Consider the following 12,559-nt stretch of genomic DNA (forward strand, 5'->3'; position numbering starts at 1 on the left):
ATATTAATAGGAAACAAGATTTCTTTCAAAAGGTTTGTCTCAAAATTGTAAGTTAATTACATTTATTTTTTAGTAAGTGTTCGTTTTTCACACTTTCAATAATCAATATACGAAAAAGCGAGTGATTTTGATCACTCGCTTTCACTTAAATCAATTTTTAATATTAATAGACTGTGTAAACATATTAATACTGTAACTAAATCTATTTATCAGGCTTATCAATCCCAAAATGTAGATACGCTCTATCAGATACAATTCGTCCTCTAGGCGTTCTTTGCAGATAGCCTTGCTGAATGAGATAAGGTTCAATAACATCTTCAATGGTATCACGCTCTTCACCAATGGCTGCTGCAATATTATCTAAACCAACAGGCCCACCATCAAACTTTTCCATAATAGCTAACAATAACTTTCTGTCCATGTAATCAAAACCACGAACGTCCACATCGAGCATATTAAGCGCTTTATCAGCAATCTCAGATGAAATGTTCCCGTCACTCATGACTTCAGCATAGTCACGAACACGACGTAATAAACGGTTGGCAATACGTGGGGTACCGCGTGCACGACGAGCCACTTCTAATGCACCTTCAGATTCCATGGATAAATTCAAACAATCCGCACTGCGTTGAACAATATGCTGAAGATCTTCTACTTTGTAATATTCTAAACGTTGGACAATACCAAAACGATCACGAAGCGGCGATGTTAATGACCCAGCCCTTGTCGTTGCACCAATTAAAGTAAACGGAGGTAAATCTATCTTTATTGAACGTGCTGCAGGGCCTTCACCTATCATGATATCAAGTTGATAGTCTTCCATCGCAGGATAAAGCACTTCTTCAACCATAGGACTTAAACGATGAATTTCATCAATAAATAAAATGTCGTTTTCTTCTAAATTAGTTAGTAATGCAGCTAAGTCCCCTGCTTTTTCAAGAACAGGTCCTGATGTCGTTCTTATATTTACGCCCATCTCATTAGCTACAATATTGGCTAATGTTGTCTTACCTAAACCTGGAGGGCCAAAAATGAGTAAGTGATCTAGTGCTTCTTCACGCATTTGTGCAGCTTTAATGAAAATCTCCATTTGGCTACGAACATGGTCTTGGCCTTGGTAATCATCTAGCTTTTTAGGACGGATGGCTCTATCAATCACATCCTCTTCACGAAAAGTTGGGTTATCTGCTGCAATTAAACGATCAGCTTCAATCATAATAAGTACTCAACAATTAGAAGATGATTAAATCATCGACTTTAATGATTCACGGATCAATACTTCGCTGGTCATGTCCGGCTTAGCAATTTGAGAAACAGTCTTAGATGCTTGCTGAGGTTTATAACCTAATGCAATTAATGCACTAACCGCTTCATCCACAGCACTTTGTGGAGAAGTAATGAACTCTGAACCATCATCCATTGGCGCTGCATCGGTCGCTGGCGTAAACAGATCACCCGCTCCCCATCCTTTTAATCTATCTTTCATTTCAACAACAAGTCTTTCCGCTGTCTTTTTACCAACACCCGGCAACTTAACTAAAGTTGAGATATCTTCACGTTCAACACTTTGCACAAATTGCGCTGCCGTCATTCCAGATAGAATAGCTAAGCCCAGTTTAGGACCAACACCATTTGCTTTAATTACTTCACGAAACAACGCTCGTTCATTTTTAGTATTAAAACCATATAGTAGCTGTGCATCTTCACGTACAACATAATGAGTATAAATAATGGCTTCCGAACCCACTTCTGGTAATTCATAAAAACAGCTCATTGGCATCTGTACTTCATAGCCAATACCACTCACTTCAATTAATAATTCTGGTGGTTGTTTTTCTAATAAATTTCCGCGAAGACGTCCAATCACAATAGATACTCTTTAAAATAAATAATAAGTTAAGATAGTAATAAAGAACTGGATAGATATCCAGTAAAAGAAATGAGAATTTATAACAAGCGACACTGGTGTTCTTTATCTATAACGCCCACGACGTGCACCCGTTGCTTTTCCGGCTAGCGCAATTAATGTTTTATTGGTATTTGCATGACAAATAGCTGCGCCTAATGCATCAGCGGCATCGGCTTGTGGTTTAGCCGGTAATTTCAGCATACTCATGACCATATGTTGAACTTGAGATTTATCAGCAGCCCCCGTCCCTGTTACTGCTTGCTTAATTAAACGAGCTGCATATTCGTAAACGGGTAAGTCTGCATTCACCGCGGCGACAATTGCACTGCCTCTTGCTTGGCCAAGCTTTAATGCTGAGTCAGCATTTTTTGACATAAATACTTGTTCAATCGCAAACACATCAGGTTGGAATTGCGTGATGATTTCAGAAACCCCCGCATAAATTTGCTTTAATCGACCAGGTAGTTCTTTTTCAGACATACGAATACAACCGCTGCCAAGATATTGCAGATGACGGCCATTCTGGCGAATAACACCATATCCAGTAATACGTGAGCCGGGATCAATCCCTAAAATGATGGACATATAAAAACCACTGATTATTTATACATATATATTAGCTAGATACCACTATAAACTCAAGGTATTAGTAATAAAGAGCTGTCTCACTTTACATAGTATAGATACAAAAATGCCCGTATTTATACGGGCATTTTTTACAAAGAGTTAAACGCTAATTATGCGTCTTTTTTCTCTGCAAGTTTAACAGCAATCGCCAATTCTTCTAAAGAAGCAGGGTTTGCTAGGCTTGGAGCGTCTGTAAGTAGACATGCTGCAGCCGTTGTTTTAGGGAACGCGATAACATCACGGATGTTTTCTGTACCACAAAGTAGCATTGCTAGACGGTCAAGACCGAACGCAAGACCAGCGTGTGGCGGCGTACCGTATTTTAGAGCTTCAAGTAGGAAACCAAATTTCTCTTGTTGTTCTTGAGCTTCGATACCTAGGATACCAAATACCGCTGTTTGCATTTCTGCATTATGGATACGTACAGAACCACCACCAACTTCGTAGCCGTTAATTACCATATCGTATGCATCAGAGTTAGCTGCAGCAGGGTTTGCTTGTAGCTCTTCAGCAGAAACACCTAAAGGAGATGTGAATGGGTGGTGCATTGCATGCAAGTTACCTTCACCGTCTTCTTCAAACATTGGGAAATCAACAACCCATAATGGAGCCCACGCAGACGTATCTGTTAGTTCAAGATCAGTACCTAACTTAAGACGTAGTGCGCCCATAGCTTCAGATACGATACCAGCTTTATCTGCACCAAATAGGATGATGTCGCCAGTTTCAGCTTGAGTACGCTCAAGAATTGCGTTTACTACTTCTTCATTTAAGAATTTAGCAACTGGAGATTGAACACCTTCAAAACCCGCAGCACGATCGTTCACTTTCATCCAAGCTAGACCTTTCGCACCGTAGATACCTACAAAGTTACCGTACTCATCAATTTGCTTACGAGATAATGAAGCGCCACCAGGTACACGGATAACAGCTACACGACCTTTTTCATCATTTGCAGGACCTGAGAACACTTTGAAGTCTACGTCTTTAACTAGATCAGCAACATCAACTAGCTCAAGTGGGTTACGAAGATCTGGTTTATCAGAACCAAAACGGCGCATAGCTTCAGAGAATGGCATTACAGGGAATTGGCCAAGTTCAACATCTAAAAGCTCTTTCCACATATCGTGAACAAGACGCTCAGTCACATTACGTACTTCTTGAGAAGTCATGAATGAGGTTTCGATATCGATTTGAGTGAATTCAGGTTGACGGTCGGCACGTAAATCTTCATCACGGAAGCATTTTACGATTTGGTAGTAACGGTCAAAACCAGACATCATTAGCAATTGTTTAAATAGCTGTGGTGATTGTGGTAGAGCGTAGAAGCTACCTTTATGAACACGGCTTGGTACTAAGTAATCACGAGCACCTTCTGGCGTTGCTTTCGTTAATACTGGAGTTTCAATGTCTAGGAATAAGTTTTCATCTAAGAAACGACGAACAAAGCTTGATGCACGAGCACGTAACTTGATACGGTCACTCATTTCTGGGCGACGTAAATCAATGTAACGATACTTCAGACGTTGTTCTTCTGAGTTTGTTTGATTGAAATCTAATGGAAGTGCCGCAGAGCGGTTGATGATCTCAAGACCTGTAGCTAGAAGTTCAACTTCACCAGTAGCCATATCTTTGTTTACTTGGCTATCAGGACGAACACGTACTTCACCAGTAAATTTGATACAGAATTCATTACGCAGTTGACTTGCAACCTCAAATACGTCTTTCATATCTGGGTCAACAACTACCTGAACGATACCTTCACGATCTCGCATATCAATAAAGATAAGACCGCCTAAATCACGGCGACGGTTTACCCAGCCGCAAAGTTCTACAGTTTGCCCTGCAAGGGACTTGTTCAGGTTACCACAGTAATGGGTGCGCATGATGATTTTCCCAATCTAATATACATGTTCAATAGTAAATGCAGCGAAAAAGGAGTGCTGCATTTTTCATAATTCTATTCACGCTTGCTTAAATGACGTATTTACCAGCCAATCTGCTGAATTAATATACAAAACGCAAAAATATGCCGATATTATAAAGGAAAAATAACGTATACCCAAGTAACTTCAAGTCTGTTACCTATCTGAAAAACTTCACTTTCAATTTTCATTGCCCTAAAGACATTAACTCAAGAATTCACTACAATAGCGTCATCATAAGCTGGAGTGCTATGAATCATGCCGTTCTAGGTAAGTAGAATTCAATATTTACCTAGAGTTGTATGAATTTCGTATGGATGTCATAACCAAGCCTTAGTGAGAGTCCCATGGCTAACCCTGATACTATTTTTTCAACACCAATCGACAAAATTGGTGATTTCACATTTGATGAACGAGTTGCTGAAGTATTCCCTGATATGATCCAACGTTCTATTCCAGGTTACAGCAATATTATCTCTGCTATCGGTATGCTGGCAGAACGCTATGCAAAACCTCATTCAAATGTTTATGACTTAGGTTGTTCTCTTGGTGCTGCAACGCTTTCAATGCGCAGAAGTATTAATCAAGAAGGTTGTCAGATCATTGGCGTTGATAACTCATCAGCTATGGTTGAACGTTGTCGTTTACTTGTTAACGCTTACCGTTCTGACACGCCAGTAACGATTCTAGAGGCCGATATTCGTGACGTGGAGATTCAAGACGCTTCTGTTGTAGTGTTAAATTTTACATTACAATTTTTAGCACCTGCAGACCGTCACGCTTTACTTAAAAAAATCTATGCCGGTTTACGCCCTGGCGGCATTTTAATTTTATCTGAAAAGTACATTTTTGAAGATGAAAATGCCAACGAATTACTGATTGACCTACACCATGACTTTAAACGTGCGAATGGTTACAGCGAATTAGAAATAAGTCAAAAACGCAGTGCTATTGAAAACGTGATGCTACCTGACACTATTGATGTGCATAAAAAACGCTTTAATGAAATTGGCTTTAAAAGCTCTGAAGTGTGGTTTCAATGTTTTAACTTCGGTTCAATGTTTGCCATCAAATAACCTGTTTTATTATTACCAACCTATATAAAGATATTTATGTTTAATTTTGCTAATTTTTATCAACTTCTAGCCCAAGATACCGTTCTTCAACCTTGGTTAAATACATTGCCACAGCAACTAACCGACTGGCAGAATGCAGAACACGGTGATATTGAACGTTGGATAAAAGCGTTGAAAAAAATCCCAGAGGGATGTGCTGATAATATTGACTTAAAATCATCAGTTACACTATCTAATAACACTCCTCTCATTGATGGCGAGCGCAAAAAATTAGAGAACTTACTACAAACTTTCCACCCATGGCGTAAAGGTCCATTTACTGTTCATGATATTCACATTGATACAGAGTGGCGCTCAGATTGGAAATGGGATCGTTTGCTACCTCACATTACGCCACTAAAAAATCGTTCAGTTTTAGATGTTGGCTGCGGTAACGGATATCATATGTGGCGCATGCTTGGTGAAGAAGCACGTTTGTGTGTGGGTATTGACCCATCACACCTGTTTTTAATCCAGTTTGAAGCTATTCGCAAACTAATGGGGAATGACCAACGTGCTCACCTATTACCGTTAGGAATTGAACAACTCCCTGAATTGAACGCTTTTGACACCGTATTTAGCATGGGTGTGTTATATCACCGTCGTTCTCCACTTGATCATCTAATTCAACTAAAAAACCAATTAGTTGCTGGTGGTGAATTGGTTCTAGAAACATTAGTTATTGATGGCGACGAAAACGCAGTATTAATGCCTGTTGATCGCTACGCTCAAATGCGCAATGTATACTTCTTCCCATCAGCTAGAGCACTAAAAGTATGGTTAGAGAGTGTGGGATTTGTTGATGTAAAAATAGTAGATGAATGTGTAACAACAACAGGCGAGCAACGCTCTACTGAATGGATGAAACATAATTCTCTACCTGAATACTTAGACCCAAATGATTCAACAAAAACCATTGAAGGTCACCCAGCACCAAAACGTGCGATTTTAATAGCAAAGAAACCTGACTAAACTTTAACATTTGAGGGCTATTCGCTCTCATTTATTATCGTTATTATGCACATGTTAATTTAACTCAACGGAACATAAAATGATCCAACGAATTCTACCACTGGTTGCAGTTTTAAGCCTTTCTGGCTGTGCTCTTACACAACAAACTCAACCTTTAGCTTCAGACAATTCAGAAACCGTCGCTGCAATTAAATCAATGGAAACCAATCTAAACACTCGTTTGGATAATATGGAAACAAAAATTGAGACTCAAAATGACTACATTTCTACATTAGAAAAAGAGTTATCTAACGTTTCTGAAGAATTATCTATTGTTCGTTCAGAGCAAACAAAAATTCAAAACAGCATTAGAGTCGCAACATCTAAGAAAAAACGTCTTGCCCCGCTTCCTGTTTCTATGCAATCTCAAGCTTTAAAAGACACTATTGTGCTTGGTGCTATTGAAAACGTTGAAATCGCTGATATTAAACAAGCATTTACCGCTCGTATTGATACAGGTGCTACAACCTCTTCTTTAAATGCAGTTGATTTACAAGAATTTGAACGCAATGGTAGCCAATGGGTTCGATTCCATCTAGTAAACCAAGACGTAAAAGCTGACGATGGTAAATTGGAGTGGATTACAGCACCAGTTATTCGCAACGTAAAAATTCGTCAAGCAACAGCAGATGATGCAGAACGTCGTCCAGTAGTTGAATTATGGATCAAACTTGGTGCAATTCATGAAAAAGTTCAATTTACTCTTGCAGATCGATCTCACATGACCCATTCTGTTTTATTAGGTCGTGAGTTTATTCAAGATATCGCTGTTGTTGATGTCAGCAAAGAATTCGTTCAAAGCAAAAAATAGCTCCTACCTCAAATAAGCGGTAATTTATTCAATATCTTAGTAGCATAAATTACCGCATGAATTACAATTATAATTATCTTCCACTTATGCCATTACAATGAGGACGTTATGCCATCAAGAGTGCCTTTTTATTTTCTTATCTCGCTATTAATTGTTGCAGGACTTACATTGAGCTGGCTTCGCCATGACTCATATGGTGTGCCTTGGACTCCAGGAGAAAGAAGCCAAGTATGGGATGTTGAAGCCCGTATTCAATTTGATGCTATAAATAAACCTGTTAAGGTTTCTATGGCTGCTCCACAAACTCAAACCGGTTTTACTATTGTCGATGAAAGTGCTTCATCTCCAGGCTATGGTATTGCTTATCTAACGACAGAACATGGACGTCGAGCTGAATGGACAATTCGTCAAGCCGATGGACCTCAAACGCTGTATTACAAAACTCAAATTTTAGTTGACCCTCAAGCTAGTGCAACGATTGAGCCACCTAAAACAGAGAAGCCAGAAGCGGTAACATTTGAAGGACCACATGAAGCAGCAGCAATTTCATTACTAGAACAAGCGCGTCAACGTTCTTCTAATGACATTACACTAACTCGTGAGCTTATTAAGCAGTTTAATGATAATGATAACCAAAATGCATCGTTGCTTCTAAATGACTTAACTAAAGTACAAGCAATTTCAAAACTACTTAGCTTTGAGAACATCCATAATAAAGTGGTTGGTACTCTTTGGTTAGAAGATGGTCGCCGCCGCCAATCAGTTCAACATATGATTGAAGTGTGGAGCGGTGAACACTGGAAACTGTTTAATCCAGAAACTGGTGAACAAGGTCAACCATCGAATCTACTTCTTTGGGATGAGACTAACGTTTCATTACTAGATGTTGTTGGCGGTAAAAACAGTCAAATTCATTTCTCAATGATTGCACAGGAAATTTCACCTGCAGCAGCTACGGATAAAAAAGTAGAAGCAGATAACTTATTAAACTTCTCAATTCACAGCCTACCTCTTGAAGAACAATCGATGTTTAAAACCATCATGTTGATTCCAATTGGTGCTTTGATTGTTGTTTTCTTAAGAATCATTATTGGTTTAAAAACATCTGGTACTTTCATGCCAGTTCTGATTGCTGTTGCATTCGTACAAACACAATTAGTAACAGGTATTGTAGGTTTCTTGCTAATTGTTGGTACTGGTTTAATTATCCGAAGTTACTTATCAAAACTTAACTTACTCTTAGTTGCCAGGATCTCAGCCGTTATCATCACGGTTATTATGATCATTTCTCTGTTTACTATCGTTGCATTCAAGATTGGATTAACAGCGGGTCTAAGTATTACGTTCTTCCCAATGATCATTCTATCTTGGACTGTTGAACGTATGTCTATCCTTTGGGAAGAGGAAGGTTGGAAAGAAGTTGCTACACAAGGCGGTGGTTCATTACTAACAGCGGTAATTATTTATATCGCAATGACAAACCCATTTGTACAACACCTTACATTTAACTTCATTGGTATACAGCTAATTATACTTGCACTTATCCTGATGCTAGGTAACTACACAGGCTACCGACTAAGTGAGCTTCGTCGCTTTAAGCCATTAGCGGAGGACTAACCTATGTTTAGTAGATTTACTTCTCCGTCAAAACTAAAAGCAAAAGGCATTATGGGTATGAACCAACGTAACGGCAGCTACATTGGCCGTTACAATGACAGAAGCAAATACCCATTGGTTGATGACAAATTAAAAACCAAGATCATTGCCGAAAAAGCAGGAGCAACAGTTCCAAAGCTAATTGGTGTGATTGATAGCCAAGCTGAAGTTAAAAACATCCATAATATCGTTAAAGATTGGCCTGGGTTTGTTATTAAACCAGCCCAAGGGAGTGGTGGTAAAGGCATCCTTGTTGTTACCTCTCACAAGGATGGTGTTTATACAAAACCATCTGGTGCAGAAGCATCAAAACAAGATGTTGAACGCCATATTACCAATACCCTTGCAGGTCTTTTCTCATTGGGTGGTAAGAATGATGTTGCGGTTATCGAAAACTTAATCCAATTTGATGATGTTTTTGATGGGTTTAGTTATGAAGGTGTTCCTGATGTACGAATTATCGTATTTAAGGGCTACCCTGTCATGGCGATGATGCGTTTATCAACATCAGATTCTGATGGTAAAGCTAACCTTCACCAAGGAGCCGTAGGCGTTGGTATTGATATTGGTACAGGTAAAGCAGTACGCGCAGTGCAGTTTGATTTACCAGTAGAAACCCATCCTGATACGGGTAAGCTACTCAGTACACTTGAAGTGCCTCATTGGGAAAAGCTATTAACGCTCGCATCAAGTGCTTGGGAAATGACAGGTTTGGGTTATATGGGGACAGATATGGTTCTTGATAAAGAATATGGCCCTATGGTTCTAGAACTGAATGCTCGTCCTGGGCTTGCAATTCAAATAGCTAACGGAACAGGCTTATTACCTAGACTTAAGCATATTGAGAGCTTAGAAGAAACCGTTCCTTACCCTACTCCTGAAGCTCGTGTAGCTTATGCAATGGAGCAATTTGGGATTTATAACAAATAATATATAGCTCTACTTGTAGAGCTTATAGGATTAAAAAAGGGAAGAGAGCTTATGCTGTCTTCCCTTTTTCTTTATGATTCAGTTCTTATACGTCTATTTTTCCCAACGCTCTGCCGCAGTTTTATCCGTATCTCGAGATTCAACCCAGCGCACTTCTTTTGTTGTTCGCTCTTTTTTCCAGAACGGAGCATTGGTTTTCAAGTAATCCATAATGAATTCACAAGAATCAAACGCAGCACCGCGGTGAGCACTTGATACACCCACAAATACAATTTGATCGCCAAGTTCTAAGTCACCTACTCTATGAATCACCTTCACTTTAAGTAGAGGCCAGCGCTCTTTAGCTTGTGCAACGATATCGTTAAGCGACTTCTCAGTCATTCCTGGGTAATGTTCTAAAGATAGACCTGTAACATCATCACCTAGGTTCATATCACGAACTTTACCAATAAAAGTAACTACAGCGCCGGCTGCTGTGCCTTCCGCTAGTAATTGATATTCATCACCAACGTTAAAATCATGCTCTTGAACAGAAATCATATTAACCACCTGTTACTGGTGGGAAAAAAGCGACTTCATCACCATCAGAAACAGCAGAGTCTAAGCTTGAAATCGTTTGATTAATAGCAACAAGCAGCTTGCCTTTTTCTAACGCTAAATCCCACTTATCGCTCTTTTGACTTAATTCCTGACGAATTGCTTCAGCTGTTGCATATTCACCAGATAATTCCAACTTGTCAGTACCAACTAACTCTTTTGTTTGCGCGAAAAATAATACTGTAATCATGCGTCCGCCTTAAAGTGTCCAGATTTACCACCCGTCTTTTCTAATAGACGAACTTGACCAATAACCATATCTTTTTGGACCGCTTTACACATGTCATAGATGGTTAACGCAGCAACAGATGCAGCAGTTAATGCTTCCATCTCAACACCGGTTTTACCCGCTAACTTACATACAGACTCAATTCGAACCATGTTTTCCGCTTCAATCGCTTCAAGTTGAACTTCAACTTTAGAAAGTAATAAAGGGTGACAAAGTGGGATAAGATCCCACGTCTTTTTGGCTGCTTGAATACCTGCGATACGTGCTGTGGCAAAAACATCACCTTTATGGTGAGAACCAGAAACAATAAGTTCCAGAGTTTCAGGAGCCATGTGAACAAAGGCTTCAGCACGAGCTTCACGAACGGTTTCTTGTTTCGCAGAAACATCAACCATGTTTGCCTCACCAGAGGCATTAATATGAGTAAAATTTGACATAATTCTTCTTTATTATCCGCCAATAGAGGCTAAATGAGGGGTCATTCCTGCATGGCCATCATGTAAAAAGTGGCCTTCAGCTTTATTATCTAGCTGAGTTTGAATTCGTTGGATTAATTCATCTTGTTGGGAATCTTGTTGTAATAAGTCGCGAAGATCCACACCATAATCACCAAATAAGCACATATGTAATTTACCTTTTGCCGATACACGAAGTCGGTTACAACTCTGACAAAAATCTTTTTCATACGGCATGATAAGTCCTATTTCACCCACGTAATCAGGATGAATAAATACCTGAGCAGGACCATCACTTTCGCCACGAGCTTTTAATAACCAACCATTGGCAATAAGATGATTTCGAATAGACACACCAGATTGATGATGATTTTTAAATAGATCATTCATTTCACCCGTTTGCATTAATTCAATAAAACGTAATTGAATTGGACGAGTTTGAATCCACTTTAAAAATAAAGGAAGTTCGGTGCTATTGAGATCTTTTAATAATACGGTATTTACTTTGACTTGTTTAAAACCAACTTCAAGAGCTTTATCAATACCAGCCATCACTTCAGCAAATTTATTTTCGCCAGTGATCTGATAAAACATATGTGGATTTAAACTATCAACACTCACATTAATATCGGTTAAACCTGCTTCTCTCCATTCTGCAACGTGCTTTTCCATACGATAACCGTTGGTAGTAGTTGCAACCTTAGTAATACCAGGCTGAGAGGCAACAGTACGAATAATATCAGTGAAATCTTTACGAAGACTTGGTTCTCCCCCTGTAATACGTACTTTTGACGTACCACAACGAGCAAACGCACTTACTGTACGTTCGATTTCATCAAGTTCAAGGAAGGACTCACGCTTTCCATTTTCAGGTTTATAACCATCAGGTAAGCAATAAGTACATTTAAAGTTACAGACGTCTGTAACTGATAATCGTAAATAATAAAATTTACGATCAAAATTATCTGCGAATTGTTGCGCCACGGAACACCTTTCCAAACACGGGAGGCTTGTTCATTTCCAAACAAACCCTTGTGACCGAATTGTCACTGGCTCACGCTACATATTGAGTGCTTCTTAAAAAACAACTTAGCAGCTTGAGCTCGGAGTTATGGCAACCATACTGATTTTTCAGTTTGGTGCTCTTATTAAAATACTCAATATTCATCTGTTTTTCCAATTTTTTTGCTATTACAGACGTTTTTAACCCATATTTATGACTAACTATCTATAAAGTGGTAACGATTCGATAATAAATACTAAAGTAATCTGTGATAACTTCATCATTTCACCA

13 protein-coding genes and 1 riboswitch are annotated in these 12,559 nt (G+C 39.1%); of the genes, 5 read left to right on the forward strand and 8 right to left on the reverse strand.

Annotated elements, in window-relative coordinates; all coding sequences use genetic code 11:
* Window positions 1-202 precede the first annotated feature (202 nt).
* The 4 genes from ruvB to aspS all read right to left on the reverse strand — a co-directional run bounded on the left by ruvB (window position 203) and on the right by aspS (window position 4,422).
* Window positions 203-1,216 carry a Holliday junction branch migration DNA helicase RuvB gene (gene ruvB, locus GNP81_RS08265; RefSeq protein ID WP_011261596.1) on the reverse strand — a complete coding sequence of 338 codons (1,014 nt, stop codon included), beginning with the start codon at window positions 1,214-1,216 and terminating at the stop codon, window positions 203-205.
* Between the two features lie 27 nt (window positions 1,217-1,243).
* On the reverse strand, window positions 1,244-1,867 hold the full coding sequence (gene ruvA / locus GNP81_RS08270) for a Holliday junction branch migration protein RuvA (RefSeq protein WP_005418603.1): 624 nt from the start codon (window positions 1,865-1,867) through the stop codon (window positions 1,244-1,246).
* Between the two features lie 105 nt (window positions 1,868-1,972).
* Window positions 1,973-2,494: a crossover junction endodeoxyribonuclease RuvC gene (gene ruvC, locus GNP81_RS08275; protein WP_065603365.1), complete on the reverse strand. Its 522-nt coding sequence runs from the start codon at window positions 2,492-2,494 to the stop codon at window positions 1,973-1,975.
* 152 nt (window positions 2,495-2,646) lie between these two features.
* Window positions 2,647-4,422 carry an aspartate--tRNA ligase gene (gene aspS, locus GNP81_RS08280; RefSeq protein WP_065596387.1) on the reverse strand — a complete coding sequence of 592 codons (1,776 nt, stop codon included), beginning with the start codon at window positions 4,420-4,422 and terminating at the stop codon, window positions 2,647-2,649.
* A gap of 386 nt (window positions 4,423-4,808) precedes the next feature.
* Here aspS and cmoA point away from each other — a divergent pair, with 386 nt between their 5' ends.
* The 5 genes from cmoA (at window position 4,809) to GNP81_RS08305 (ending at window position 9,984) form a co-directional block, all read left to right on the forward strand.
* On the forward strand, window positions 4,809-5,537 hold the full coding sequence (gene cmoA / locus GNP81_RS08285) for a carboxy-S-adenosyl-L-methionine synthase CmoA (protein WP_155673438.1): 729 nt from the start codon (window positions 4,809-4,811) through the stop codon (window positions 5,535-5,537).
* Window positions 5,538-5,573: 36 nt separating this feature from the next.
* Window positions 5,574-6,548 (forward strand): tRNA 5-methoxyuridine(34)/uridine 5-oxyacetic acid(34) synthase CmoB, encoded by a 975-nt coding sequence (gene cmoB, locus GNP81_RS08290; protein ID WP_012532950.1) that lies wholly within the window; start codon window positions 5,574-5,576, stop codon window positions 6,546-6,548.
* Window positions 6,549-6,627: 79 nt separating this feature from the next.
* Window positions 6,628-7,398 carry an ATP-dependent zinc protease family protein gene (locus tag GNP81_RS08295; RefSeq protein ID WP_063655002.1) on the forward strand — a complete coding sequence of 257 codons (771 nt, stop codon included), beginning with the start codon at window positions 6,628-6,630 and terminating at the stop codon, window positions 7,396-7,398.
* A gap of 108 nt (window positions 7,399-7,506) precedes the next feature.
* Complete coding sequence (locus tag GNP81_RS08300) at window positions 7,507-9,015, forward strand: inactive transglutaminase family protein (protein WP_155673437.1); 1,509 nt, start codon at window positions 7,507-7,509, stop codon at window positions 9,013-9,015.
* A 3-nt stretch (window positions 9,016-9,018) separates the two neighbouring features.
* Complete coding sequence (locus GNP81_RS08305; protein WP_005418593.1) at window positions 9,019-9,984, forward strand: alpha-L-glutamate ligase-like protein; 966 nt, start codon at window positions 9,019-9,021, stop codon at window positions 9,982-9,984.
* A 93-nt stretch (window positions 9,985-10,077) separates the two neighbouring features.
* Here the strand turns inward: GNP81_RS08305 and moaE are convergent, their stop codons facing one another.
* The 4 genes from moaE to moaA all read right to left on the reverse strand — a co-directional run bounded on the left by moaE (window position 10,078) and on the right by moaA (window position 12,249).
* Window positions 10,078-10,524 carry a molybdopterin synthase catalytic subunit MoaE gene (gene moaE, locus GNP81_RS08310; RefSeq protein WP_005418591.1) on the reverse strand — a complete coding sequence of 149 codons (447 nt, stop codon included), beginning with the start codon at window positions 10,522-10,524 and terminating at the stop codon, window positions 10,078-10,080.
* A gap of 1 nt (window position 10,525) precedes the next feature.
* Window positions 10,526-10,771 (reverse strand): molybdopterin synthase sulfur carrier subunit, encoded by a 246-nt coding sequence (gene moaD / locus GNP81_RS08315; protein ID WP_065596382.1) that lies wholly within the window; start codon window positions 10,769-10,771, stop codon window positions 10,526-10,528.
* Window positions 10,768-11,247 (reverse strand): cyclic pyranopterin monophosphate synthase MoaC, encoded by a 480-nt coding sequence (gene moaC, locus GNP81_RS08320; RefSeq protein WP_005418586.1) that lies wholly within the window; start codon window positions 11,245-11,247, stop codon window positions 10,768-10,770. Before moaC ends, moaD begins: the two co-directional genes overlap by 4 nt.
* A 12-nt stretch (window positions 11,248-11,259) precedes the next feature.
* On the reverse strand, window positions 11,260-12,249 hold the full coding sequence (gene moaA, locus GNP81_RS08325) for a GTP 3',8-cyclase MoaA (protein ID WP_005418584.1): 990 nt from the start codon (window positions 12,247-12,249) through the stop codon (window positions 11,260-11,262).
* A riboswitch (molybdenum cofactor riboswitch) is annotated at window positions 12,238-12,386 on the reverse strand. (Overlaps the previous gene by 12 nt.)
* Between the last annotated feature and the right edge of the window lie 173 nt (window positions 12,387-12,559).

Source organism: Aliivibrio fischeri (assembly GCF_009727955.1).
Lineage (GTDB): Bacteria > Pseudomonadota > Gammaproteobacteria > Enterobacterales > Vibrionaceae > Aliivibrio > Aliivibrio fischeri_A.

What these genes read in the sequence shown, in the direction of transcription:
- moaD (WP_065596382.1), bottom strand. Translation starts at nt 10,771, where the DNA reads ATGATTACAGTATTATTTTTCGCGCAAACAAAAGAGTTAGTTGGTACT.
- ruvB (WP_011261596.1), bottom strand. Translation starts at nt 1,216, where the DNA reads ATGATTGAAGCTGATCGTTTAATTGCAGCAGATAACCCAACTTTTCGT.
- moaC (WP_005418586.1), bottom strand. Translation starts at nt 11,247, where the DNA reads ATGTCAAATTTTACTCATATTAATGCCTCTGGTGAGGCAAACATGGTT.
- ruvC (WP_065603365.1), bottom strand. Translation starts at nt 2,494, where the DNA reads ATGTCCATCATTTTAGGGATTGATCCCGGCTCACGTATTACTGGATAT.
- cmoB (WP_012532950.1), top strand. Translation starts at nt 5,574, where the DNA reads ATGTTTAATTTTGCTAATTTTTATCAACTTCTAGCCCAAGATACCGTT.
- GNP81_RS08295 (WP_063655002.1), top strand. Translation starts at nt 6,628, where the DNA reads ATGATCCAACGAATTCTACCACTGGTTGCAGTTTTAAGCCTTTCTGGC.
- GNP81_RS08300 (WP_155673437.1), top strand. Translation starts at nt 7,507, where the DNA reads ATGCCATCAAGAGTGCCTTTTTATTTTCTTATCTCGCTATTAATTGTT.
- cmoA (WP_155673438.1), top strand. Translation starts at nt 4,809, where the DNA reads ATGGCTAACCCTGATACTATTTTTTCAACACCAATCGACAAAATTGGT.
- GNP81_RS08305 (WP_005418593.1), top strand. Translation starts at nt 9,019, where the DNA reads ATGTTTAGTAGATTTACTTCTCCGTCAAAACTAAAAGCAAAAGGCATT.
- moaE (WP_005418591.1), bottom strand. Translation starts at nt 10,524, where the DNA reads ATGATTTCTGTTCAAGAGCATGATTTTAACGTTGGTGATGAATATCAA.
- aspS (WP_065596387.1), bottom strand. Translation starts at nt 4,422, where the DNA reads ATGCGCACCCATTACTGTGGTAACCTGAACAAGTCCCTTGCAGGGCAA.